This is a genomic window from Streptomyces sp. NBC_01454, from assembly GCF_036227565.1.
In the GTDB taxonomy this organism is placed as follows: domain Bacteria; phylum Actinomycetota; class Actinomycetes; order Streptomycetales; family Streptomycetaceae; genus Streptomyces.
Genome location: NZ_CP109460.1, coordinates 6,256,147 through 6,280,631, shown reverse-complemented (window position 1 = coordinate 6,280,631; position 24,485 = coordinate 6,256,147). Strand labels below are relative to the sequence as shown.

The 24,485-nt window shown below is 72.5% G+C and carries 20 protein-coding genes and 1 tRNA gene; 7 read left to right on the top strand and 14 right to left on the bottom strand.

Annotated features, from left to right (window positions below):
* Positions 1-5 precede the first annotated feature (5 nt).
* On the top strand, positions 6-998 hold the full coding sequence (locus OIU81_RS27780) for an ABC transporter ATP-binding protein (protein ID WP_329152096.1): 993 nt from the start codon (positions 6-8) through the stop codon (positions 996-998).
* Positions 995-1,711 (top strand): ABC transporter ATP-binding protein, encoded by a 717-nt coding sequence (locus tag OIU81_RS27775; RefSeq protein WP_329152094.1) that lies wholly within the window; start codon positions 995-997, stop codon positions 1,709-1,711. The genes OIU81_RS27780 and OIU81_RS27775 overlap by 4 nt, the downstream gene beginning before the upstream one ends.
* A gap of 72 nt (positions 1,712-1,783) precedes the next feature.
* On the opposite strand, the gene OIU81_RS27770 is transcribed toward OIU81_RS27775, so the two are convergent.
* Positions 1,784-2,440: an ANTAR domain-containing response regulator gene (locus OIU81_RS27770; protein WP_329152093.1), complete on the bottom strand. Its 657-nt coding sequence runs from the start codon at positions 2,438-2,440 to the stop codon at positions 1,784-1,786.
* A 90-nt stretch (positions 2,441-2,530) separates the two neighbouring features.
* On the opposite strand from OIU81_RS27770, the gene OIU81_RS27765 reads away from it, so the two are divergent.
* Positions 2,531-2,614: transfer RNA gene (locus OIU81_RS27765), tRNA-Leu, on the top strand.
* A gap of 85 nt (positions 2,615-2,699) precedes the next feature.
* Positions 2,700-3,488: a helix-turn-helix domain-containing protein gene (locus tag OIU81_RS27760; protein ID WP_329152091.1), complete on the top strand. Its 789-nt coding sequence runs from the start codon at positions 2,700-2,702 to the stop codon at positions 3,486-3,488.
* A 56-nt stretch (positions 3,489-3,544) separates the two neighbouring features.
* Here the strand turns inward: OIU81_RS27760 and pyk are convergent, their stop codons facing one another.
* The 6 genes from pyk to OIU81_RS27730 all read right to left on the bottom strand — a co-directional run bounded on the left by pyk (position 3,545) and on the right by OIU81_RS27730 (position 12,562).
* On the bottom strand, positions 3,545-4,981 hold the full coding sequence (gene pyk, locus OIU81_RS27755) for a pyruvate kinase (protein WP_329152089.1): 1,437 nt from the start codon (positions 4,979-4,981) through the stop codon (positions 3,545-3,547).
* A 145-nt stretch (positions 4,982-5,126) separates the two neighbouring features.
* Positions 5,127-5,837, bottom strand: coding sequence for an SIMPL domain-containing protein (locus tag OIU81_RS27750; RefSeq protein ID WP_329152087.1), 711 nt, complete (start codon positions 5,835-5,837; stop codon positions 5,127-5,129).
* A gap of 166 nt (positions 5,838-6,003) precedes the next feature.
* Positions 6,004-7,449 (bottom strand): lysine N(6)-hydroxylase/L-ornithine N(5)-oxygenase family protein, encoded by a 1,446-nt coding sequence (locus OIU81_RS27745; protein ID WP_329152085.1) that lies wholly within the window; start codon positions 7,447-7,449, stop codon positions 6,004-6,006.
* Positions 7,446-8,861 (bottom strand): pyridoxal phosphate-dependent decarboxylase family protein, encoded by a 1,416-nt coding sequence (locus tag OIU81_RS27740; protein ID WP_329152083.1) that lies wholly within the window; start codon positions 8,859-8,861, stop codon positions 7,446-7,448. The genes OIU81_RS27745 and OIU81_RS27740 overlap by 4 nt, the downstream gene beginning before the upstream one ends.
* 198 nt (positions 8,862-9,059) lie before the next feature.
* Positions 9,060-11,612, bottom strand: a complete 2,553-nt coding sequence (pepN, locus tag OIU81_RS27735; RefSeq protein WP_329152081.1) for an aminopeptidase N — start codon at positions 11,610-11,612, stop codon at positions 9,060-9,062.
* A 71-nt stretch (positions 11,613-11,683) separates the two neighbouring features.
* Positions 11,684-12,562, bottom strand: coding sequence for a helix-turn-helix domain-containing protein (locus tag OIU81_RS27730; RefSeq protein WP_329152080.1), 879 nt, complete (start codon positions 12,560-12,562; stop codon positions 11,684-11,686).
* A gap of 173 nt (positions 12,563-12,735) precedes the next feature.
* On the opposite strand from OIU81_RS27730, the gene OIU81_RS27725 reads away from it, so the two are divergent.
* Entirely contained in the window at positions 12,736-14,547 is a 1,812-nt protein-coding gene (locus OIU81_RS27725; RefSeq protein WP_329152078.1) for a glycoside hydrolase family 35 protein, read from the top strand.
* A 51-nt stretch (positions 14,548-14,598) separates the two neighbouring features.
* On the opposite strand, the gene OIU81_RS27720 is transcribed toward OIU81_RS27725, so the two are convergent.
* The 5 genes from OIU81_RS27720 to OIU81_RS27700 form a co-directional block, all read right to left on the bottom strand.
* Positions 14,599-17,712 carry an endo-alpha-N-acetylgalactosaminidase family protein gene (locus OIU81_RS27720; RefSeq protein ID WP_329152076.1) on the bottom strand — a complete coding sequence of 1,038 codons (3,114 nt, stop codon included), beginning with the start codon at positions 17,710-17,712 and terminating at the stop codon, positions 14,599-14,601.
* 136 nt (positions 17,713-17,848) lie between these two features.
* Positions 17,849-19,042 (bottom strand): sensor histidine kinase, encoded by a 1,194-nt coding sequence (locus OIU81_RS27715; RefSeq protein WP_329152074.1) that lies wholly within the window; start codon positions 19,040-19,042, stop codon positions 17,849-17,851.
* Positions 19,039-19,719 (bottom strand): response regulator transcription factor, encoded by a 681-nt coding sequence (locus OIU81_RS27710; RefSeq protein ID WP_329152073.1) that lies wholly within the window; start codon positions 19,717-19,719, stop codon positions 19,039-19,041. Before OIU81_RS27710 ends, OIU81_RS27715 begins: the two co-directional genes overlap by 4 nt.
* 101 nt (positions 19,720-19,820) lie before the next feature.
* Positions 19,821-20,006 (bottom strand): hypothetical protein, encoded by a 186-nt coding sequence (locus OIU81_RS27705; RefSeq protein WP_329152071.1) that lies wholly within the window; start codon positions 20,004-20,006, stop codon positions 19,821-19,823.
* Positions 20,007-20,222: 216 nt separating this feature from the next.
* The gene (locus OIU81_RS27700) at positions 20,223-21,032 is read right to left on the bottom strand and encodes a S1 family peptidase (RefSeq protein WP_329152069.1); all 810 of its coding nucleotides are present in this window, start codon (positions 21,030-21,032) and stop codon (positions 20,223-20,225) included.
* Positions 21,033-21,299: 267 nt separating this feature from the next.
* Between OIU81_RS27700 and OIU81_RS27695 the strand changes: the two genes are divergently transcribed.
* A complete protein-coding gene (locus OIU81_RS27695; protein WP_329152066.1) occupies positions 21,300-22,205 on the top strand; it encodes a hypothetical protein in 906 nt (301 codons plus the stop codon).
* Between the two features lie 40 nt (positions 22,206-22,245).
* Here the strand turns inward: OIU81_RS27695 and OIU81_RS27690 are convergent, their stop codons facing one another.
* The gene (locus OIU81_RS27690; RefSeq protein WP_329152065.1) at positions 22,246-22,941 is read right to left on the bottom strand and encodes an alpha/beta fold hydrolase; all 696 of its coding nucleotides are present in this window, start codon (positions 22,939-22,941) and stop codon (positions 22,246-22,248) included.
* A gap of 138 nt (positions 22,942-23,079) precedes the next feature.
* Positions 23,080-23,811 carry an MBL fold metallo-hydrolase gene (locus tag OIU81_RS27685; protein WP_329152063.1) on the bottom strand — a complete coding sequence of 244 codons (732 nt, stop codon included), beginning with the start codon at positions 23,809-23,811 and terminating at the stop codon, positions 23,080-23,082.
* Between the two features lie 143 nt (positions 23,812-23,954).
* Here OIU81_RS27685 and OIU81_RS27680 point away from each other — a divergent pair, with 143 nt between their 5' ends.
* Complete coding sequence (locus OIU81_RS27680; RefSeq protein WP_329152060.1) at positions 23,955-24,443, top strand: hypothetical protein; 489 nt, start codon at positions 23,955-23,957, stop codon at positions 24,441-24,443.
* Positions 24,444-24,485: the final 42 nt, after the last annotated feature.

The window sequence follows — 24,485 nt, the reverse complement described above, 5'->3', positions numbered from 1 at the left end:
GGACCATGACCACATCACCCAACGCCACCGCCACCACCACCGAGGGCGACACCATCCTGCGCGCCGACGGCGTCACCATGCGCTTCGGCGGACTCACCGCCGTACGCGGCGTCGACCTCACCGTCGGCAGCGGCGAAATCGTCGGCCTCATAGGACCCAACGGCGCCGGCAAAACCACCTTCTTCAACTGCCTCACCGGCCTCTACGTGCCCACCGAAGGCACCGTCAGCTACCGCGGCACCCGACTCTCCCGCAAACCCCACCTCGTCACCCAGGCCGGCGTCGCCCGCACCTTCCAGAACATCCGCCTCTTCGCCAACATGACCGTCCTCGAAAACGTCCTCGTCGGACGCCACACCCGCACCAAAGAAGGCCTCTGGTCAGCCCTGCTCCGCGGCCCCGGCTTCAAAAAAGCGGAACGCACCAGCGAGGAACGCGCCATGGAACTCCTGGAGTTCACCGGCCTCGCACACAAACGCGACCACCTCGCCCGCAACCTCCCCTACGGCGAACAACGCAAGCTCGAAATCGCCCGCGCCCTCGCCAGCGAACCAGGACTCCTGCTCCTGGACGAACCCACCGCCGGCATGAACCCCCAGGAAACCCGCGCCACCCAGGACCTCGTCCTCGCCATCCGCGCCCAGGGCACCGCCGTCCTCGTCATCGAGCACGACATGCGCTTCATCTTCAACCTCTGCGACCGCGTCGCCGTCCTCGTCCAGGGCCAGAAACTCGTCGAAGGCACCGCGGAAATCGTCCAGGCCGACGACCGCGTCATCGCCGCCTACCTGGGCACCCCCCTCGACGACGACACCCCACCCGACGACACGGACACCCCCGCACCCACCGGGGACACCCCACCCACCGCCGACACCACGGACGCCCCGGACGCCGCAGACGCCACAGGCCCGGACGGCACCCCCGCAGCCGACCCCGCCCCCGACGCCACGGCCCCGGCAGACCGGCCGGCCCAGGGACCCACCGGAGACACCCCATGACCGCACTGCTCGAAGTCGAGGACCTCCGCGTCGCCTACGGCAAGATCGAAGCCGTCAAAGGCATCTCCTTCTCCGTCGAAGCAGGCGAAGCCGTCACCCTCATCGGCACCAACGGCGCCGGCAAAACCACCACCCTGCGCACCCTCTCCGGCCTCCTCAAGCCCCTCGCCGGAAAAATCACCTTCGACGGCGAACCCCTCAACGGCGTCCCCGCCCACAAAATCGTCGAACGCGGCCTCGCCCACTCCCCCGAAGGCCGCCGCCTCTTCCCCCGCCTCACCATCGCCGAAAACCTCAAGCTCGGCGCCTTCCTCCGCAAGGACACCGCCGGCATCGACGCCGACATCCAACGCGTCTACGAACTCTTCCCCATCCTCGGCGAACGCAGCAAACAAGCCTCCGGCACCCTCTCCGGCGGCGAACAGCAAATGCTCGCCATGGGCCGCGCCCTGATGTCGCGCCCCAAACTCCTCATGCTCGACGAACCCTCCATGGGCCTCTCCCCGATCATGATGCAGAAGATCATGGAAACCATCCGCGAACTCCGCTCACAAGGCACCACCATCCTCCTCGTCGAACAGAACGCCCAGGCCGCGCTCTCCCTCGCTGACCAAGGACACGTCATGGAAATCGGCCGCATCGTCCTCTCCGGCAGCGGCCGCTCCCTCCTCCACGACGAATCCGTCCGCAAGGCCTACCTCGGCGAGGACTGACCCCACACCCCCACCACGCAAGCGGCCCCGCACCGGTCAACCGGTACGGGGCCGCTCCCACACTCCGCGCAGCTACTGATCCTTCTTCTGCTGCTTCTTCTCCTCGGCGTCCTCGATGACCGCCTCCGCCACCTGCTGCATCGACAGCCGGCGGTCCATCGACGTCTTCTGGATCCACCGGAACGCCGCCGGCTCCGTCAGCCCGTACTGCGTCTGCAGCACGCTCTTGGCCCGGTCCACCAGCTTCCGCGTCTCCAGCCGCTGGGTGAGGTCCTCGACCTCCTGCTCCAGCGTCTTCAGCTCGGTGAACCGGCTCACCGCCATCTCGATCGCCGGAACCACATCCGTCTTCGAGAACGGCTTCACCAGATACGCCATCGCCCCCGCGTCCCGCGCCCGCTCCACCAGCTCACGTTGCGAGAACGCGGTCAGCATCAGCACCGGCGCGATGCTCTCCTCGGCGATCACCTCGGCCGCCGAGATACCGTCCAGCACCGGCATCTTCACATCCAGGATCACCAGATCGGGGCGGTGCTCCCGGGCCAGCTCGACGGCCGTCTGACCGTCGCCGGCCTCGCCCACGACGGTGTAGCCCTCCTCCTCCAGCATCTCTTTGAGATCGAGACGGATGAGGGCCTCGTCCTCGGCGATCACGACGCGCGTGGTCAGCGGCGGGACGTGCGACTGATCGTCATCGGCGGTGGGCTGCTCGGGCTCGGCGGCGCTCACGGGACTCCTCGTTCAGGCAGGTGGTGCCATTGCAGCCTACCTAGCTGCACTGCTGTCTGTTCACCCGGTACACTTCTGCCGAGCAACCTGGCCGGGTTGGCGCAACTGGTTGACGCGGAGGCCTCAAAAGCCTCTGTCCGAAAGGGCATGTGGGTTCGAATCCCATACCCGGCACTTTCTCATCTGAGTGGAGTCTCACGTTCTCGTGAATTCGCTCCGTTTTCACTCCACGCCGCCGACGGATACGCACAGTAATGCCATGATCCTTCATGGCGCAGGCGTGCGACACAAGGCAATTGCCCAGCTCCGCGCGGGAGCCAGGAACGCGGATGTCGCCCGCGCGCTGGGTGTTCCCCTCGGCACCGTCGGCTATTGGCGACACCTGGACCGCGCCAAGCGCGGAGAGTGCCCGGGCGCCCACCACCCCACATGCCCACGCTGCGACGGACGCGACCTCGACGCGGCGGCCTACTCCTACCTCTTGGCCCTCTATCTCGGCGACGGACACGTCATCCGGCACTCGACGCACCGCGTACCGAGTCTCATGATCACGTGCGGCGACGACTGGCCCGGCCTGATGGACGCCTGCGAAACCGCAATGCGCGCAGTCTTCCCGGACAACTCCGTGTGCCGCGTCAGAAGGGCCGGCTGCCACAACGTGAAGGTCCACTCGAAGCACTTATGGTGCATGTTCCCCCAGCACGGCGAGGGCAAGAAGCGCGAGCGACCGATCATCCTCGAACCCTGGCAACCGCAGATCGTGGACGCACACCCGTGGGAGTTCATCCGCGGGCTGATCCACTCCGACGGTTGCCGGATCACCAATTGGACCACCCGGCTCGTAGGCGGCGAGCGCAAGCGCTACAAATACCCGCGGTACTTCTTCAGCAACAAGTCCGACGACATCCGCAGGCTCTGCTCGGACACCCTCACGAAGGTCGGGGTCGAGTGGACGACCCTCGCCCGCGGCAGCGACCCGTTCAACATCTCCGTCGCCCGCAAGGCCTCCGTCGCCCTCATGGATCAACACATCGGGCCGAAGCACTGACAGGGACGGCAGTCAGGCACCTCGGGCCAGCGGGTTCGGGGGTGGTGCGGTGGGGCTTACTTCGGGGAGTCGTCCTCGCCGATGTGGTGGACGCGGACGAGGTTGGTGGAGCCGGGGACGCCGGGCGGGGAGCCGGCGGTGATGATGACGACGTCGCCCTTCTGGCAGCGGCCGAGGGCGAGGAGGTGCTCGTCGACCTGGGCGACCATCTCGTCGGTGGAGTTGACGGTCGGGCCGAGGAAGGTCTCCACGCCCCAGCTGACGTTGAGTTGGGCGCGGGTGGCCGGGTCGGGGGTGAAGGCCAGCAGGGGGATGGGTGAGCGGTAGCGGGAGAGGCGGCGGACGGTGTCGCCGGACTGGGTGAAGGCGACGAGGAACTTGGCGCCGAGGAAGTCGCCCATTTCGGCTGCGGCGCGGGCGACGGCGCCGCCTTGGGTGCGGGGCTTGTTGGTTTCGGTGAGCGGCGGGAGGCCCTTGGCGAGGACGTCCTCCTCGGCGGCTTCGACGATGCGGCTCATGGTCCGGACGGTTTCGGTGGGGTAGCTGCCGACGCTGGTTTCGCCGGAGAGCATGACGGCGTCGGTGCCGTCGATGACGGCGTTGGCGACGTCGGAGGCCTCGGCGCGGGTGGGGCGGGAGTTGTCGATCATCGAGTCGAGCATCTGGGTGGCGACGATGACGGGTTTGGCGTTGCGCTTGGCGAGTTTGATGGCGCGCTTCTGGACGATCGGGACGGTTTCGAGGGGCATTTCGACGCCGAGGTCGCCGCGGGCGACCATGATGCCGTCGAAGGCGGCGACGATGTCGTCGATGTGGTCGACGGCCTGGGGTTTTTCGATCTTGGCGATGACCGGGAGGGTGCGGTTCTCCTCGCGCATGATGCGGTGGACGTCTTCGATGTCGCGGCCGCTGCGGACGAAGGAGAGGGCGATGATGTCGGCGCCGTAGCGCAGGGCCCAGCGGAGGTCGTCCTGGTCCTTTTCGGAGAGGGCGGGGACGGAGACGGCGACGCCGGGGAGGTTGAGGCCCTTGTGGTCGGAGACCATGCCGCCTTCGATGACCTTGGTGCGGACGCGGGGTCCGTCGACGCCGGTGACCTCGAGGGTGACTTTGCCGTCGTCGACGAGGATGCGTTCGCCGGTGGTGACGTCGTTGGCGAGGCCGTCGTAGGTGGTGCCGCAGATCTGGCGGTCGCCTTCCACGGCGGGTTCGACGGTGATCGTGAACTCGTCGCCGCGTTCGAGAAGTACGGGGCCTTCGCGGAATCGGCCGAGTCGGATTTTCGGGCCTTGAAGGTCGGCGAGGATGCCGACGCTGCGGCAGGATTCCTCGGCTGCTTTGCGGACCCGGTCGACGCGTGTTTCGTGGTCGGCGTGGGTGCCGTGGCTGAGGTTGCAGCGGGCGATGTCCATTCCGGCGTCCACGAGGGCTTTGATCTGCTCGTAGGAGTCGGTGGCGGGGCCCAGTGTGCAGACGATTTTTGCTCGGCGCATGTGTCGACTCTATGACTTACCGGGCGGTAGGGAACGGTAGGAAAGTGTCGGCTCAACGAGGGCTTGATGAAGGGCTGTTGACAAGTCTTGGAATGCGCGCGACCCCGCTCCTATGAGCGGAATACCGCCCTCGCGCGGGGTGGTCTCACAGTGCGGGGCGGGTCATCGTCAAGCGGGCGTTGACGCTGGCGTGGACGGTCTGGCGCTGGGGTTCGAGGTCGAGGGCGGGGGCGGCTTCCTGGGCGGGGGCGCCGTAGCCGGGGGCGGAGCGCAGGGCGGGGCCGGCGGTGGGGGCGGCGTTGTCGGCGCCGAGGTCGGCGATTTCGAGGAGGGCGTCGAGGCGGGCGCCGACGGCTTCGGCGTATTCGCGGGCGCGCTGGACGGCTTCGTGGACGGCCTGGGTGCGGGCGGCGCGGTGGGCGGGCGAGTCGGGGCGCAGTGCCCACCAGGGGCCGTCGACGCGGGTGAGGTCGAGGTCGGCGAGGCGGGTGGTGAGTTCGCCGAGGGTGGTGAAGTCGTTGAGGGTGGCGGTGTGGGTGACGCGTCCGTGGTAGGCGCGGATGCGTTCGTGGCGGCCTTTTTCGGTGAGTTGTGGGGTGAGGCTGAAGGTGCCGGTTTCGAGGTTTTCGATGGCGTCGCCGTAGGTCTTGATGAGGGTGAGGGCTTGTTCGTTGCGGCGGGTGAGGTCGGTGAGGGCGGCGCTGCGGTCGGTGCCGCGGGCGCTGACGGTGACGGCGATGCGGGCGATTTCGGGGTCGACTTCGAGGCGGGCTTCGCCGCGTACGGCGAGGCGGGGGGTGTCGGGGGTGCCGTAGGGAAGGGCGGGGAGGGGGGTGGTGCCGGTGGGGTCGGTCATGGGTGCCTCCGCGGTGGTGGGGCGGGTGTGGGGGTGAAGGGTGGCACATGCGGGCGGGCGGTGGGGTCGTGGCCGGGGTGCTGTGGGGCGGCGGAGGCGGTGGGGCCGGCGTCGGTGTGGTCGGGGTCCGGGGCGGCGGCGGTGCCGGGGCATCGCCGCCGCTGAGTCAGCCGCGGGGGACGAGGGTGGAGCCCTGGCGGGGGACGGTGCCGGTGCGTCCGGTGGGGGCCTGTGGAAGGCCGAAGGTGGTGAAGGCGGTGCGGGTGGGGAGGGGGTAGGGGGTGCTGTCGGTGAGGGAGTTGAGGATGGTGGCGCTGCGCCAGGCGGCGAGGCCGAGGTCGGGGGTGCCGACGCCGTGGGTGTGGGTTTCGGCGTTCTGGACGTAGACGGCGCCGGTGACGGAGGGGTCGAGGAGCAGGCGGTGGTCGGCGTCGATGCGGGGGCGTTCGGAGGAGTCGCGGCGTACGTAGGGGTCGAGGGCGGCGAGGAGGGTGTCGATGCGGCGTTCGCGGTAGCCGGTGGCGAGGACGACGGCGTCGGTGGTGAGGCGGGAGCGGGTGCCTTGCTGGGTGTGGTCGAGGTGGAGTTCGACTCTGGTGGTGCCGACGCGTCCTGCGGTGCGTACGCAGACGCCGGGGGTGAGGGTGGCGTCGGGCCAGCCGCCGTCGAGGGTGCGGCGGTAGAGCTCGTCGTGGATGGCGGCGAGGGTGTCGTGGTCGATGGCTTTGTGGAGCTGCCACTGGCTGGGGACGAGGGCGTCGCGGACGCGTTCGGGGAGGGCGTGGAAGTAGCGGGTGTAGTCGGGGGTGAAGTGTTCGAGGCCGATTTTGCTGTATTCCATGGGGGCGAAGGCGGGGGTGCGGGCGAGCCAGTGGAGGCCTTCGCGGCCGGCGGGGCGGGCGCGGAGCTGGTCGAGGAAGATTTCCGCGCCGGACTGGCCGGCGCCGATGACGGTGAGGCGGTCGGCGGCGAGCAGGCGGTCGCGGTGTTCGAGGTACTCGGCGGAGTGGATGACGGGGACGGCGGAGGCTTCGGCGAGGGGGCGCAGGGGGACGGGGACGTGGGGGGCGGTGCCGATGCCGAGGACGAGGTTGCGGGCGTAGGTGCGGCCGAGGGCCTGGGCTTCGCCGTCGGGGTCGAGTTGGGTGAAGTCGACTTCGAAGGCGTCGCGTTCGGGGTTCCAGCGGACGGCGTCGATCTGGTGGCCGAAGTGGAGGGCGGGGAGGTTTTCGCTGACCCAGCGGCAGTAGGCGTCGTATTCGGCGCGGTGGAGGTGGAAGCGTTCGGCGAAGTAGAAGGGGAAGAGGCGTTCGCGGGTTTTGAGGTAGTTGAGGAAGCTCCAGGGGCTGGCGGGGTCGGCGAGGGTGACGAGGTCGGCGAGGAAGGGGACTTGGAGGGTGGTGCCGTCGATGAGGAGGCCGGGGTGCCATTGGAAGGCGGGGCGCTGGTCGTAGAAGGCGGTGCGGAGGTGGGTGAGGGGGTGGGCGAGGGCGGCGAGGGAGAGGTTGAAGGGGCCGATGCCGATGCCGATGAGGTCCAGGGGTTCGTCGGGGGCGGTGGTGCCCGTGGTGTCGGTGGTGTGGGGCGCTTGACGGGGCGGGGTGTGCGTCATCGGAGGGTCTGGCCTTCCACGAGGGTGAGCAGGGTGGTGAGGTCTCCGGGTTGGGTGTGGGGGTTGAGGAGGGTGGCTTTGAGCCAGAGCCCGGTGGGGGTGGTGGCGCGGCCGAGGACGGCGCGGCCGTCGATGAGCAGGGTGCGCCGGATGGTGGCGAGGGCGGTGTCGGTGATGCCGGTGGGGCGGAAGAGGACGGTGCTGAGGGTGGGACGGGAGTGGAGTTCGTAGCGGGGGTGGGCCTCGATGAGGTCGGCGAGGGTGGCGGCGGCGGCGAGGGTGCGGTCGATGAGGTCGCCGAGGCCGTGGCGGCCGAGGGCTTTGAGGGTGACGGCGATTTTGAGGATGTCGGGGCGGCGGGTGGTGCGCAGGGAGCGGCTGAGGAGGTCGGGGAGGCCGGCTTCGGTGTCGTCGTCGGCGTTGAGGTAGTCGGCCTGGTGGGTGAGGGGGGTCAGGGTGTGGGGGCCGGGGACGGCGAGGAGGCCGGCGGCGACCGGTTGCCAGCCGAGTTTGTGCAGGTCGAGGGCGACGGTGTGGGCGCGGTCGAGGCCGTCGAGGGCGGCGGCGTGGGTGTCGCTGAAGAGCAGGGCTCCGCCGTAGGCGGCGTCGATGTGGAAGCGGGTGCCGTGGCGTTCGGCGAGGTCGGCGAGGGCGGGGAGGGGGTCGATGGCGCCGGTGTCGGTGGTGCCTGCGGTGGCGGTGAGGAGGAGGGGGCCGGTGCGTCCGGCGAGGTTGGCCAGGCAGGTGTGGACGGTGTCGGGGGTGAGGGTGCCGTCGGGGGTGGGGAGGGTGAGGGGTTCGGGGAGGCCGAGGAGCCAGGCGGAGCGGTGGATGCTGTGGTGGGCGTTGGCGCCGCAGATGATCTGGAGGGGGCCGGCGGTGGGGTGGTCGGCCGCGGCGGCCTCGCGGGCGAGGAGCAGGGCGAGTTGGTTGGATTCGGTGCCGCCGGTGGTGACCAGGGCGTCGGGGGCGGTGGCCCGGGGGTAGACGAGTGCGGCGAGTGCGTGGCCGGTGAGGGCTTCCAGGGCGGAGGCGGCGGGGGCCTGGTCCCAGGAGTCCATGGAGGGGTTGAGGGCGGCGGCGGCGAGGTCCGCGGCGGCGGCGAGGGCGAGGGGCGGGCAGTGCAGGTGGGCGGCGCAGTGCGGGTCGGCGGGGTCGGCGGCGCCGGCGGCCAGGGTGTGGACGAGGGTGCGCAGGGCGGCGTGCGGGCCGGTGCCGTGCGCGGGGAGGAGGGGGTGGCAGGCGTCGCGTACGGCGCGGGTGACGGCGTCGGGGCCGCCGGGCGGGAGGGGGCCGGCACGGTCCTCGGCGCCGGTGGTGAGGGCGTCGAGGACGGTGTCGAGGAGGGGGCGCAGTGCGCGGGGGCCGTTGGTGCCGCCTGCGAGGGCGGTGCCGGCAGGGGGCACAGACATCAATGTGCTCTTCTGTCAGGAGAGTTGGGGCGGTCCCATGCGGACGAGCCCTTGAAGGCGGCCCTAAATTACTTTCCCTGTACAGCACGTATCCACTGCTTGCGGTCATACCACCCGTAAGTGGTACGGATGTTTACCGCGGAGGTGCGGGTGCCGCCGGCTGCCGGTCCGGCGGCACCCGTGGGTGCCGGGCGGCGGTTACCGGCCGCCGTCGGCCGTCGCGCGTATCCTCAGCGCCCGCCGCAGGTCGTCGAGCTGGTCGACGAGCTTGCGGCGCAGGGCGGAGGGCGGGTCTCCGTCGGCGAGGCAGGCCTCTCCCCGGCGCAGGGTCTCCTCCTCGACGAAGGTGGCGGGGAAGGCATGGCGGCCGGCGGCGGCGGCGAGGGCGGGGCCGCGCGCGGCGGCGAGGGCGGGGACCTCGTCGAAGTAGCGGGCCACGTAGGGGCGCAGCAGCTCGTGCTGTTCGGGTGCCCAGAAGCCGCCCGCGGTGGCGATGAAGAGGTAGTTGGACAGGGCTGGTTTCTCGCCGGTCTCGTCGGTGGTGAACAGGGCGTCCCAGGCGGCCTGTTTGGCGGCGGGGTCGGGGAGGGCGGCGCGGCAGCGGGCGGCGCCTTCGCGGCCGGTGGCGCCGGGGTCGCGGGTGAGTTCGGCGTCGATGGCCGTGCGGAGTTCGTCGGTGGGGGCGGCGCCGAGGGTGGCGAGCCGGCCGAGGATGCGCCAGCGCAGTTCGGGGTCGAGGTGGGGGCCGCCGGGGACGCTGCCGTCGTCGAGCCAGTCCTGGAGCCCTTCGGGGGTGGTGGCGCTGTCGATGAAGGCCCGTACGGCGGTGAGCCTGAGGCCTGCCTCGGCGCCGTGTGCGGGGCCTTCGGTGCGGCGGAGGATGTCGCGGCTGAGGGCGGTGAGGGTGGTCAGGGCGGTGTGGCGGTCGGCGGAGGGGAGGTAGTGGTCGGCGATCTGGGTGCGGGCGAAGGCGAGGACGCCCTGGATGATCGCGAGGTCGGTTTCGTGCGGGAGGTGGGTGCGGGCGGCGTCGAGGTAGGCGGTGGGGGCAAGGGCGCCGTCGCGGACCATGTCGCGGGCGGCGTTCCAGACGACGGCGCGGGTGAGCGGGTCGGGCAGGCCGGACAGGGAGCGGGCGACGGTCTGCCAGGAGGCGGGGTCGAAGCGGACCTTGGCGTAGGTGAGGTCGCCGTCGTTGAGGACGAGCAGGTCGGGGGTGGGCTTGGGGAAGGCGCGGCGGGTGCGGCCCTCCTCGGCGGGGATGTCGAGCGCGAAGCGGTCGCGCAGGACGCGGCGGCCGGGGTCGGTGAGGTCCTGGTCGTAGGCGCCGACCGCGATGCGGTGCGGGCGGCTGCCGCTGTGGTGGACGTCGACGTGCCAGGAGCCGTCGGTGGTGCCGGGCTCGGGGGTGAGGGTGTCGACTCCGGTGGTGCGCAGCCAGTGCTGGGCCCAGGCGTGGACGTCGCGGTCGGTGGCGCGGCCGAGGGAGTCGATGAAGTCGGCGAGGGTGGCGTTGCCGAAGCGGTGCCGGGCGAAGTGGTCGTTGATGCCGGCGAGAAAGTCTTTCTCCCCCATCCAGGCGACGAGCTGGCGCAGGGCGGAGGCGCCCTTGGCGTAGGAGATGCCGTCGAAGTTGAGGAGGGCGGAGGCGGTGTCGGGGACATCATCGGGGGCGGGGGCGACGGGGTGGGTGGAGGGCCGCTGGTCGGCGTCGTAGCCCCAGCCCTTGCGGGCGACGGCGAAGTCGGTCCAGGTGTCGGTGAAGCGGGTGGCCTCGGACAGGACCTGGTAGCCCATGTATTCGGCGAAGGACTCGTTGAGCCAGATGTCGTCCCACCACTGGAGGGTGACCAGGTCGCCGAACCACATGTGGGCCATTTCGTGGGAGATGACCATGCCGCGGGTCTGGCGTTCGGTGTCGGTGACCGCCGAGCGGTAGACGAACTCGTCGCGGAAGGTGACCAGTCCGGGGTTCTCCATGGCGCCGGCGTTGAATTCGGGGACGAACGCCTGGTCGTAGGAGTCGAAGGGGTAGGGCTCCTCGAAGATCTCGTGGTAGCGGTCGAAGCAGCGGCGGGTGAGGCCGAAGAGTTCCTCGGCGTCGGCGTCGAGGTGGGGGGCGAGCGAGCGGCGGCAGTGGAGGCCGAAGGGCAGCCCGGCGTGTTCGGTGCGCAGGGAGTGCCAGGGGCCGGCGGCGACGGCGACGAGGTAGGTGCTGATGCGGGGGGTGGGAGCGAGGGTCCAGTGGCCGGGGCCGCCCTGGGTGGCGATGCCGTTGCCGAGGACGGTCCAGTCGGTGGGGGCGGTGACGGTGAGGGCGAAGACGGCCTTGAGGTCGGGCTGGTCGAAGGCGCCGAAGACACGTTGGATGTCGTCGAGGAACAGCTGGGTGTAGACGTAGCTCTCGCCGTCGGCGGGGTCGGTGAAGCGGTGCATGCCCTCGCCGGTGCGGGAGTAGCGCATGGTGGTGTCCAGGCGCAGTTCGTGGGCGCCGGGGGCCAGGCCGGTGAGCGGGAGGCGGTTGTCGTCCAGGGCGGCGGGGTCCAGGGGACGGCCGTCAAGGGTGGCGGAGTGCAGTTCGTCGGGCTTGACCTCGACGAAGGTGTCGCCGGCGGTGCGTGCGGTGAACCGGATGACCGTACGGGACCCGAACCGGTCCGCGCCTCGGGTGAGGTCGAGTGCGATGTCGTAGTGGTGGACGTCGATGAGTCGGGCTCGGGTCTGCGCCTCGTCGCGCTGCAGTGCGGGCATGGGGTCATGCTGCCGTACGGTCGGTGCGGGCTGCACGCGGTTTGGCGGGCCGGCCCGGGCGGCGGCCCCGGTCAGCCGCTGACCAGCGGTGGGTCGTCCGGGTCGGGGATCTGTGTGGACCAGCCGCCCGGCACGCTGTGGACCTGGTGGTCGCGGAAGCGGACCGGGGCGGTGCCGACGCGGCGGGTGAACAGGCGGCTGAAGTAGGCCGGGTCGTCGTAGCCGACCCGGCGGGCCACGGCGGCCACCGGCAGTTCGGTTCCCGCGAGGAGTTCCTTGGCGCGGCCCAGGCGGATCCCCAGCAGGTAGTCCTTGGGGCTGCAGCCGGCACCGCGGCGGACGGCCGTGCGGAGTTCCGCGGGGGTCATGCCGTGCCGGGCGGCGTGCTCGGCGACGGAGAGCGGCAGGAACGCGTCGCGGGCCAGCGCCGTCAGGACGGGTTCGCCCCGGGCGTCCGTATCGGCCCGGGCCCGGCGCAGGACGACGAGGAGTTCGTGGACGGCGGCGGAGGTCTCCACCTCCAGGAGGGGGTTGCCGCGCCGTGCGGCCCGGGCGATGCGTCCCACGGCCGCGCGCGCCGGGCCGGTGTCCGCGAGCGGGACGAGGGGGCGGTCCCGTTCGATGTAGCCGAGTTCGGTGTAGGTCTCGGCGGCGGGGCCGGTGAAGTCGACGAAGCTTTCGTCCCAGCCGGTCTCGGGGTCGGCCCCGTAGTGGTGCTCCACGCCCGGTGTGATCCACAGGAGGGCGGGGGCGGTGACCGGGTGGCGGCGGCCGTCGGGGGTGGTGCACCAGCCGCGGCCGGCGCTGATGACGATGGCGACGTGGTGGTCGAGGGTGCGCGGGCCGACCGGGGGCAGGGTGCCGTGCTGAAGGCCGACGCCCAGGCACACCAGGCCGAGCCGGTGATGGACCGGGTTCGGTGTGAAGTACCGCATCCAGGTGTGGTACACGTCCGGCCTCCCGTCGCCGACGGCCTGTCCGTACCGCTGCGTCGAACCGTCCAACCGTCCAAACAGATCCGATCTTTGTCCATGGACCGTCACACCGCCAGAGGGCGAGGGTGACCGGAGACCGGGCACGCCGGGCCGGCGGCGCACGGGAGACGACGCAAGGGCGGGGTGACGTGACGCGGTTCGAGGTGGGCGAGCGGGACTTCCTGCTGGACGGGCGGCCGGTGCGGCTGCTGTCCGGGGCGCTGCACTACTTCCGGGTGCACGAGGCGCAGTGGGGCCACCGGCTGGCGATGCTCCGGGCGATGGGCCTGAACTGTGTGGAGACCTATGTGCCGTGGAATCTGCACGAGCCGCGGCCCGGGGAGTTCAGGGACCCGGAGGTGCTGGGGCGGTTTTTGGACGCGGTGCGGGCGGCGGGGCTGTGGGCGATCGTCCGCCCGGGGCCGTACATCTGCGCGGAGTGGGAGAACGGCGGGCTGCCGGAGTGGCTGACCGGGCCGCTGGGCCGGCGGGTGCGGACGCGGGACGCGGGGTATCTGCGGGCCGTGGACCGCTGGTGGGAGCGATTGCTGCCGCAGGTCGTGGCGCGTCAGTGCACAGCGGCATCGGGGCCCGGCGGCCCGGGTGGCGGGCCGGTGCTGATGGTTCAGGTGGAGAACGAGTACGGCTCGTACGGCAGCGACGGCGCGTATCTGGAGTGGCTGGTGGAGCGGCTGCGTGCGCGGGGGGTGCGGGTGCCGCTGTGCACGTCGGACGGGCCCGAGGACCACATGCTGGGCGCGGGGTCGGTGCCGGGGGCGCTGGCCACCGTCAACTTCGGTTCCGGCGCGCGGGAGGCGTTCGCGGCGCTGCGGCGCCACCGGCCGGCGGGGCCGCTGATGTGCATGGAGTTCTGGTGCGGGTGGTTCGCGCACTGGGGGCGGGCGCCGGCGCCGCGCTCCGCGCGGGACGCGGCGGCGGCGCTGCGCGAGATCCTGGAGTGCGGGGCATCGGTCAATGTCTATATGGCGCACGGCGGGACGAGCTTCGGCGGGTGGGCGGGGGCCAACCGGTCGGGTGCACTGCACGACGGGGAGCTGCGGGCGACGGTCACCTCGTACGACTACGGGGCACCGGTCGACGAGCGGGGGCGGCCGACGGAGAAGTTCTGGCGGTTCCGGGAGGTGCTCGCCGAGTGGGCGGACGGGCCGCTGCCGCCAGTGCCGGAACCGGAGCCGGTGCTGTCGGCTCCGGCGCGCGCGGTGGTGGACCGATGGGCGCCGGCGGAGGGGGTGATGGCGGCGCTGGGCGGTGCGGAGGTCGAGGCGGGCCATCCGGCGACGTTCGAGGAGCTGGGCGTGGACCGGGGGGTGGTGCGCTATCAGGTGACGGTGCCCGGGTCGCGGGGCCGGTATCCGCTGCGGGTGACGGGACTGCGGGACCGGGCGGTGGTGTGCGTCGACGGGGAGCGCCGGGCCGTGGTGGACGGCGGGGAGGTGCTGCTCGGCGAGGTGGCGGGGGCGGCATCGGTGGAGTTGTGGGTGGGGTCGCTGGGGCGGGTCAACTACGGGCCGCGGCTTGCCGAGTCGAAGGGGATCGTGGGCGGGCTGCTGCACGAGCGGCAGTATCTGCACGGGGTGCGGTCGCGGGGGCTGCGGCTGGACGCGCTGGAGGAGGCGGGGGCGGTGGCGAAGGTGCCGTTCCGTGGGGTGGCGGAGGCCGGTGGGGCCGCGGGGCTGTACCGGGGCACGGTGACGGTGGCCGGGCGGGCCGGGGACGCGGAGCTCGCGCTGCCGGGCTGGCGTCACGGGTTCGCCTGGCTCAACGGGTTCTGCCTGGGGCGGTATCGGTCGGTCGGCCCGCAGCGGACCCTGTATGTGCCCGGCCCGGTGCTGCGCGAGGGCGGCAACGAGTTGCTGCTGTGGGAGTGGGAGGGCGCCCCGGCCCTCGTGGGGGAAGGGCCGGGGGCGCCCGGTCTGTCTGCCTGCGCGGCGGGGAGCTGAGGGAGCCGTGAGGGGGCGGGCCGGCCCCGCCCCCCACGGCCCGCCATCCCCCTACACCTCGCGCACCTCGAACATGTCCAGGACGAACTCCGCCGTCCCGTCGTCGCCCACCTTGCGCAGTCCCGCCCATGCCTCGCCGCGGTCGGGCGCGGTGAACTCGTAGGTGTGGGTGACGGGTTCAGTCGCCACGGGGAGCGGGCTGCGGGTCAGTTCGCGGGGCGCGGGCTCGTCGACGGCGGTGACCCAGGCGTACTGGCCGGCCTTCTCGTTCTCGAAGCGGAAGGTGACCCGGTAGCGGCGGCCGGGGGTGAAGCGGACGGTGTGCGGGACGGTGCGGTACACCAGCCCGGTGTTCTCGCCGCGTGACTTGAGCGACTGGCCGCCCTCGAGGACGTCGTCGATCGCCTTGCCGTTCCAGCCCCGCTGGGTGAAGCGGGCGTGCCGCTGGGCGAGATGGGTGCGGGGGTCGGTGCTGCCGCCCGCGTCACCCTTGACGAAGACGCCCCAGCCCTGGGGGACGTGCGCGAAGTCCTCGTGGACCAGGGTGGTCTTCCGGGTGGTCCGTGCGGCGGGGACGACGCGTACGTTGTCGAACCGGACCCGGGCCCGGCCGGCCGCCGCGGTGAGCGCGAGGGTGACCGGGCCGCCGCCGTCGGGGACGGTGAAGTGGGTGAACAGTCGCTGGAAGCGGGTGCCGGCTTTGCGGTCCGCCGCCACGTAGTTGCCGGCGGTGGAGGTGTCCGTCCAGTTGGCGGCGGTGACGCCGTCGGCGGTGCGGACCTCCAGGCCGGCCCGGCGCCGCTCCCCCGCCGTGGCGCCGACCTCGATCTGTACGGAGGCGGCGTAGCTGCCGGGGGCGAGGCGGCGGAGGTGCTGGGCGACGGTGGCGGCGGCGCCCGCGCCGATGACCAGTTCGTAGTCGCCGAGCGCGCTGCGCCGGACCGAGGCGGGGCCGGTGGTCCGCCAGGCGGTCAGGTTTCCCGCGTGGAAGCCGGGGTCGGTGAGCGGGGTGCCCTCGCCCCAGCGGGGGTCGCCCTGCGCCGGGGCCCGGTGGCGGTGGACGACGTATGCCACGCCGGGCCGGGCGGTGAGGGTGATCGTGCCGTCGCGGACCGGGACCCGGGTCTCCTGGGTGCGGCCCTGGTCGGTGAGCCGGTAGACGTATACACAGCGGGCGCCGGACCAGCCGCGGGGCAGCGTCCAGCGGGTGGTGCCGCCGCGGGGGTGGTAGTGGTAGAGCTTGGCCGGGTCGGTGGCGTTGCGGGGTTCCCAGGGCAGCAGGTAGGTGCCGTCGTCGTAGACCAGCCGGCCGTCGGTGACGATCGTGCGGGTGCCGCTCCGCGGCGCGGAGTCCCCCGTCGCGGGGGCGGCGTCGCTGACGGAGGTCCTGGTGGGGCCCTCGAAGGTGATCTCGTGCGGGCCCCAGGTCTTGATCGGGTACGCCTGGAGGTATTTGGCGGGCAGTGCGTCGGTCCAGATGATCGTGTGGAACGCGTTCCAGTCGATCTTGCCGGTCCAGCCCTCGAAGTTGCCCATCCGGCCGCTGCCCAGCAGCGTGGGCCACTTGTTCGCGAAGACGTCCTTGTGGTGGTTGCGCAGGAAGCGGATCAGCCGGGAGTTGATGCCGCGGGAGGTGTCGGGGCCGTAGTCGGTCTCGTTGGCCCAGTGCGACCACAGTGCGGAGCGCTCCAGGCCGTGGCCCCATTCGGTGGTGATCTGCCAGCCCTGGTCGCGCAGATGCCGCTGGAGGCGGTCGGAGTTCCATCCGGACTCGCGGAAGACGTCGAGGTACAGGGTGGTGAGGGCGGGGTCGGTCTCCTTGCGCAGCTGCGCGAAGCGGGCGGCGATGTCGCCGGAGACCAGATCGCGGCGGGCGTCGATGCGGTAGGACTGGTCGAGCCAGTCCCACTGCTTGTCGTTCCTGTCGACGAGCTGCTCGGAGAAGGCGTGGGCGACGGGGTAGGACTCGGTGGCGTTGACGTGCACCGCGAAGTCGCTGTGCCACTTCTTTCCGGCGCGCAGCAGGGCGTTGAGGCCGGCCAGGCCGCCGGCCCGTTCGTTGTAGTTGCCGCCGTAGTCGGGGTGGGCGGAGTCGTGGCCCTCGGACTGGTAGCCCTTGAGGAGGGTGAACTGCCGCAGCCCGTCGGTGGCCAGGGCGATCCGCTTGACGTTGTCGAGGGTGGCGAGGAACGGGTTGGTGGCCTGGCTGGCGAAGTTGAAGGGGATGTGCGGGACGACCCGCAGGTGCTGTGCGTCGGCGCCCAGCGGCATGACCATGATGTCGCGCAGCGCGATGGCGGCGTCCTGCCAGTCGACGCGGCCGTCGCCGTTGCGGTCGCCGGTGACGATGACGGTCGCGTACGGCAGCGGTTCGGTGGCACCGGACGGCTGCCCGGCCGCCCGGTGCGTCCACTGGCCGGGGACCAGCTGTGCCTTGACGAAGCCGTCGCCCCGGAGGGTCTGCCGCCACAGCCGGCCGTTCTCCCAGGCGGTGGCGCCGGCCGGCTTGTCGAGGACGGTGTTGGTCTCGACGGCGGCGCCCAGCTCGTCGGTGGCGACGACGGCGTAGGCGCATCCGGTGGGGGCAGCCTCGGCGGGGGTGTCGGCGGTGACCTGGATCAGGGTGTCGCCGCTGGAGTTCTTGTCGAGGGCGATACGGGCGGCGAGCAGGGTCGCGCCGGGCTGGTCGCTGCGGACGCCGAGCAGCGCGAGGCCGGGGATCTCCAGGGTGCCGATGCGCAGTGCGGGGGTGTCGGTGATGCCGGTGACGCGCCAGGTGACCTGCCGCTCCCGGACGGCGATCTCGACGGTGAGCACGGTGCCGCCGTCGAAGCCGAGGGTGTAGGTGGCGCGGTCGGCGCGGGCGCGGTGGGTGACGCGGGGCGTGTGGGCGGTGCCGTCGAGGAGGACCTCGGTGAGGGGGGTGTCCTGGCCGTGCAGGACGGCGCCGGTGGCGCGGTCGGTGTAGGAGACGATGCGCGGGAAGGCGGTGTCGATACGGACCTCCAGCGCGCCGGAGCGCAGCACCCTCTCCCCGGCGCCCCGGGCGGCGGCCGCGGCGGGGTGCGCGCCGGACGAGAGGGCCCCGGCGACCGGGGCGAGCGCGGTGGCGGCGACGACTGTTCTGCGGCGGGGCCCACGGGGGGCACCTGTCTGTCCGTTCACGCGCGCGGTCCTCCTGTTGCGCCGGCGGTGCTGCCTGTCGGCGGACAGCGTGCTGCGGGGGCGGGGCGTGCGCCCATGGACAAAGGAGGGGCAGGTGTTGGACAGATGTGGGGCCGGTGGGGCGCCGGGGGCGGCGTCAGGCGGGTGCGCCGCCGTCGAGGGGCAGGAAGGCGGTGAGCTCCCAGCCGCCCTCGGCCGAGGGGCCCGCGGCCAGGCGGCCGCCCATCGCCTCGGCCCGTTCGGTGAGTCCGGCCAGGCCGAAGCCGCCGCCGCGGGCCTGTTCACACAGGCGGGCGGGGGCGCCGCCGTCGTTGGCGACGCGCAGTTCCGCCCCGAGGGGCACGGGCCGCAGACCGATGCGTACCGCCGTGGCGTCCGCGGCGTGCTTGCGGATGTTGGTCAGCGCCTCGCGCACGATGCGGTAGACCGCGGCCGCCACATCGGCCGGCAGCGCGTCGGCCACCCCCCTGTCGACGGCGAGGACGACCGGCGGGCCGGTGCGGGCGAACGCGTCGGTCAGCGCCCGCACCTCGGCGAGCCCGGCGACCGGATGGGGCTCGGCCCCGTTCTCGCGCAGCACCCGCACCAGCCGGCGCATCGCGCCCAGCGCCTCGCTGCCGGAGGCCTCGATCCGTTCGAAGGTGGCGTCGGCCTGCTGTCCTTCCAGGGCGGTGTAGCGGGCGGCGCGGGCCTGGACGACGATGCCGGTGACGTGGTGGGCGACCAGGTCGTGCAGCTCCCGCGCCAGTTCCAGCCGCTCGGCGGCCCGGACCGCGGCGAGGTCGCGCAGCCGCTGGGTGTCCTGGCGGCGCAGGATCAGCGAGTAGGCGGCGACGACCACGGTGAGCACGGCGTGCACGACGGTGAAGATGCCCATCCGGATGTCCCGCAGCGGGGTGAGCATGCAGGCCAGGCCCAGCAGCGGACCGAGGACGGCGGCGGTGCGGGCGGGCGAGCGGTGCAGGACGGCGGTGAGCAGGACGAGCAGCGCGATGCCCTCGCCCAGGCCCCACACCTGCAGGGCGTGCTGTCCGGCGATCAGCACCGCCGAGCCGGCCAGGGAGACCGTGGCCGCGGTCCAGGCCCGGACGGTCAGCGGGATCCGGCTGAGGGGCACCGCGCACAGGCAGACCACGACGGCGGTGGCCACCACCGTCGCGTACGGGCGCAGCGGCTGGCCGGCCAGCTCCACCGTCTCGAAGCCGACGAGGAACAGCAGCAGCCCGGCCAGCCCGGCCTTGGCGGCGACGCCGGGCCGTGGGCGGGGCAGGCGCCAGCCCGTCGCCGGGCTCCTGCCCGGGACGAGCCGACTGCCGGTGCGTTCGCTCACGACCTGCCCGTGACCAGACCGGTCTGCCAGGCCCAGGCGGCGATCTCGACCCGGTTGCGGGCGTCCAGCTTGTTCTGCACGTTGGCCAGATGCGTCTTGACCGTGGAGAGCGAGACGAACAGTTCGCCGGCGATCTCGGCGTTGGTCAGGCCCCCGGCCAGCGCCCGGACGACGTCCTGTTCGCGCTCGGTGAGCGGGTCGCGGGGGGTGCGGGCCGGGCGGCCGCGGCCGGCGGCGGGGGCCAGCCGGCGCAGCAGCCGGACGGTGATCGCGGGCGAGACCAGGGAGTCGCCGAGGGCGGCGGCGCGGACGGCTTCGACGAGCATGGCGGGGCTGGCGTCCTTCAGCAGGAAGCCGCTGGCGCCGTCGCGCAGCGCGGCATGGACGTATTCGTCCAGGTCGAAGGTGGTGACGATGACGATCCGGGGGCGCGGTCCGTGCTCGGGGTGGGCGGCGGCCAGCCGGGAGAGCCGGCGGGTGACCTCCAGCCCGTCGACGGCGGGCATCCGGATGTCGAGCAGCAGCACATCGGGGCGCAGCCGGGCCACGGCGTCGAGGGCGGCCCGGCCGTCGATGACGTCGTCGAGGACCTCGATGTCGTGCTGGCTCTCCAGAATCATCCGGAAACCCATCCGGACCATCTCCTGGTCGTCCGCGATGACCACGCTGATCGGCATGCCGTTCCTCCCCGGCGCCGCGGGGGCCGGGGGGCGGTGTCCTTCCGTCCGGCCGGCGGGGCGCACGGCGCCGCCGGGACCGGGAGACCCGTTGGGCACGGTCAGCCCCGGACCGCCTGCGGGGGAGCCCCGGCCGGCTCGACGGGACTGTCCTGCACGCCGAGCAGGACGTAGACGACGGCCGCGGCGGCGGCCGCGAGGAACAGCGCGGCGAGGGCCGTCGTGCGGTGGTCGCGGTCACGGCCGCGCGCCGGCGGCCGGGGACGGGGTCGGGGCTGGGTGGTCATGGCCTTCACGCTAAGGAGCCGCGGCGGGCCCGCCCATAGGCCGTACGGTCATCCGTGCCGGCACAAGGCCCGGCCGAAAGCACGATTTTGGTCCCGGGCCGGACGGACCAAGGTCCATGGGGCGGCAGGACCAAGGGCCCGGACCGGGGGCGCGGGCGCCCGCCGCGGCGAAAGGGCCCGGGGACGGCTCCCGGGCCCTTCGGTGCGTGCCGGTGGTCAGCCGCCGAGTTCGCCCGCGGCCTTCTTGATGTTCGCGGCGAAGGTGCTCACCTCGCTGTAGACACCGGGCTTGCCGGGCCGTGCGCAGCCCTCGCCCCAGGAGACGATGCCGACCTGGAGCCACTGGCCGGCGTCGTCCTTGCGGAACATCGGGCCGCCGGAGTCGCCCTGGCAGGTGTCGACGCCGCCGGTGTCCAGCTTGCCGGCGCAGATCTCGTCGCCGGGCGTCAGCTGGTCGCCGTAGGCCTTCTGGCAGGTGGCGTCGTCGACGAACGGCACGGTCGCCTTGAGGAGGTAGCGCTGCTGGTCGCCGCCCTCCTTGTCGGCGCCCCAGCCGGCGATGGTGAAGTCGCCGTTGTTGAGCTTGTCGTCCTCGGCGATCTTGAGGGTGGGCTGGTCCATCGGCTTGGCGAGCTTGATGAGCGCCCAGTCCTTGCCCTTGCCGTTGTAGCCGGGGGCCTGCAGGACCTGGGTGGAGTTCACCTTGACGGCGTGGGAGTCCTCCAGGTCGGCGACCCCCGCGGTGGCGGTGATGGAGGTGTTGGGTCCGCTGCCGTCGACGCAGTGCGCCGCGGTGAGCACGATGTCCTTGGCGTACAGGGCGCCGCCGCAGCCCATCGACAGCCGGACCATGAAGGGGAATTCCCCCTGGCCGGCCTTGGTGCCGCCGACGACGTGGGTGTGGACGGAGGCGGTGGGGTCGGGGGCGGGGGCGGCGAGGGCCGCGCCCGGCTGGAGGCTGACGGCGGCCAGGGCGACCGCGCCGACGGCGGTGGATCTCGCGAGAAGCTTCCGGTAAGTGCGCAACGGGCTTCCTTCCGTGGGGGGTTGCGCGTAAATGACGAGCCCATGCCAACACCGGAGCCGGACGTGACCCGCCGCACCGTGCACATGGCGGAAGACAGCACGCCGTAAGGCGTCCGGACCCAGTGGGGGATGAGTCCGAAAGAGCGCCCTGTGATTATGTGGACCGTCAGGTCAGAGTGACAAGAGTGTGCATCCGGCCAACTCCCGTGCCCCACAAGCCCCGTACGGCCCATACCGGGCGTTCCCGGCGCCCCGTACAGTGGCCGGGTGACCTCCGGCAGCAGTGAGATCGAGCACGGTTTCCCCCATCTCGACACGGTGCGTGCGGCCGTCCACGCGCTGTTCACCCGCCTGTCGTACGACACGGTCAGCACCTTCGACACCAGCGTGCTGCCGGTCGACGTGGCCTTCGACGAGACCGAGGACCTGCATCTGGGGGCGCAGCGGGTCGCCCGCGCCCTGGTCCGGCAGCTGCATCTGCCGGACGCCCGGATGGTCATCACCTTCCGCGAGATGGAACACGCCGCGAATGTCGAACTCACCGCGGGGCCGGAGTACTTCATCGAGCTGAACGACCGCTTCACCACGCACCGCAAGGACATCGGCGCCGCGCTGGCCCACGAGGTGATGCACATCTGTCTGCACCGGCTGGACCTGTCCTTCCCCGGCACCCGCGACAACGAGATCCTCACCGACACCGCCACGACCTACCTCGGCGCGGGCTGGCTGCTGCTGGACGCCTATCGCGAGCACGGCCCGTTCTCGCAGAAGCTCGGCTATCTGACGCCGGAGGAGTTCGGCTACGTCCTCGCCAAGCGGGCCCGGTTCTTCGGCGAGGACCCGGCGCCGTGGTTCACCAGCCCGCAGGCGTACGAGGCGTACACCGCGGGCGCGGAACGGGCCGCCCGGGACCTGCGCCGGCCCCCGCTGGCCGGCGCCGGCTGGGCCGCCCGGCTGCGCTACGCCAAGGACCGCCGGGCGGCACAGGATCCACGGCGGGCGGCCCGGCCCGCCGCGGCCGGTGACGGGGACGGCTACGCCTTCGAGGGCCCTTCGCCGCTGCGGGTGTCGTTCCCCTGCCCCGCCTGCCACCAGCGGATCCGGGTCCCGGTCCGCGGCCGGCTCCAGGCGCGCTGCGGCCTGTGCAAGACGCTGCTGGACTGCGACACCTGACGGCACGACGGCCGCCCGGCCGGTCCCTTCCGGCGCGTGGCTAGACCCATCCCTCCAGGCCCGCCATGAAGGCGTCGAAGTCGTCGCGGTGCAGGGTGTGGCCCACGCCGGGCACCGTACGGACCTCGAAGCCGCGGTCGGACAGCTCGGCCGCCGCCGGTTCGGAGAAGAAGAACCCCTCCCCCGCGAACTGCACCAGCGAGGGGACGGCCGGCTTCTGCGGCGTGCGGTCCGCACGGTGCCCGGCGGACAGCGCGAGGGCGGTCCCGGTGTCCCAGTCCGCGATCGTGGCCAGCTCGATGTCGATGTCGGCCTCGCTCCAGCGCGGGTTGAACATCCGCACCTTCGCGCGGTCGGCCCGCTTGAACGTGACGAACAGGGCCGGGTCGACGGACTGTCCGAGCCCGGCGAGCGACCACGCCGGATCGCTGTACACCGCCCGCCGCGGCCGCAGCCGCTCCACCGCCAGGGACAGCGCCAGCCCGCCCAGCGAGTGCCCGAGGGCGACCTCGGGGGCGGCGGGCAGGGTCTCCACCAGGTCGTCGGCGAACAGTTCGGGTCCGTAGTCGCCGCGCGGGCTGCGGCCGTGGCCGCGCAGATCGACGGCGAGGACGCGGTAGCCGCGCCCGGCGAGCGCCGGGCCGAGGCGGTGCCAGGTGCGGTGATCGGACATCAGCCCGTGGACCAGCACCGCGATCCGTTCACCGGCACCCCATTCATGGGTGTACAGCTGCATACCCGTGCTCCTCACATCCCGCGCCGCCGGCTCCCGCCGGTCCGTTGCCGGACCCGGCCGCCCGAGGGTATCCGCGCGGCCGCACACCGCGGGGGCGCCGCCCCCCGGCACGCCCCGGGACGCCCCGCCCGGACGCGCCTACAGCCAGTCCGTCGCGGGGGTGGCCGCGGCCAGCATCTCCCGGGCGCCGGTGCGCAGCGGCACCCCGTGCGGGACGCACACCGTGTCGGCGCCGAGCGCGACGAGCCGCCGGAAGGACGCGATGGCCTCCTCGCGGGCGACGTTGCCCGGGCCGAGGACGGCACGGCGGCCCTCGGGGTCGGTGCCGATGAGATCGCCGGGGAAGAGCACCCCGCTCTCCGGCAGGTGCAGCGCGATCCCGCCGGGGGTGTGGCCGGGGACGTGCAGCACCCGCACCGTTTCCGGCCAGCCGTCCAGGGTGTCCCCGTCGTGCAGTTCCCCCTCGACCTCGGCGGGGCGCAGCGGCGGGGTGCCGGCTGACGTGAGGCCGGCCGTCACCCCTTCGTACAGCTGCCGTTCGGCGGGGGTGAACTCCGGCTCGGGGGCGGGGGCGGTGCCGCGGATGTACGGGGCGTCCAGAGCGCCGGCCAGGACACGGGCGCCGGTGGCGGCGGCCAGGTCCGCGGCGGAGCCCATGTGGTCGAGGTGGTGGTGGGTGAGCACGATCTGCCGCAGCTGGTGGGGGCGTCCGCCAAGACGGGCGAGGGCGTCCAGGATGGCGGGGGCGGAGCCGGGGACGCCGGTGTCGACCGCGGCGTATCCCTCGTCGGGGAGGGCGACGAGATACACGTGCCCGACGGGGAAGGGGAGGTGCCAGACGGTGCGGGTGATCCGGGTGAGGGTGTCCATGACCCGGACGCTAACGGCAGGCGGTCCACCCTCACGGCGGTTGCGCCAGGGGCGGATTGTGCGCAGGGCGTACCGCACGCCGGACGGGGCCGGAACCTGTCTTGCCTCCGGCACGTCACACCGCCGACCAAGGAGGCATTGTCATGCGAGGATCCCACCTCTCCCGCACCCGTACCCTCACCGCCGTGCTCGCGCTGGCCACCGCCGGCACCGTCGCACTGTCCGGCTGCGGGCAGCAGAAGCAGACCGTGGGCACCGCGCCCGCCCCGAAGAAGCAGGACGCCTTCGAGCGGCGCGCGGATCAGATCGTGCGGGACTGGCCGAAGGTGTCCCCGGTCACCGAGCGGCAGCAGGCGATGCTGCCGCTGGTCGGCGCGGACCGCCCCAAGGACAAGGGCGTACGGCAGATCACGGTGACGGTCGGGCACAGCGCCTGCGATGTCCACTTCGGTGCGCGCAGTCACGAGTCGAAGGGCATGGTGGTGGTCACCGGCTGGGGCAAGCGGAAGAGCAACAAGGGGATGTGCACCGAGCAGCTGGCGACCGACAAGGTGACGGTGCGGCTCAAGAGCGCACTGGACGGCCGCAAGGTCGTGGACGCGGCCACCGGCAAGCAGCTGCTCAAGGGCTGAGCGGCGCACACCGCCCGGCGTCACGCCGCCGGCCGGTCCGGC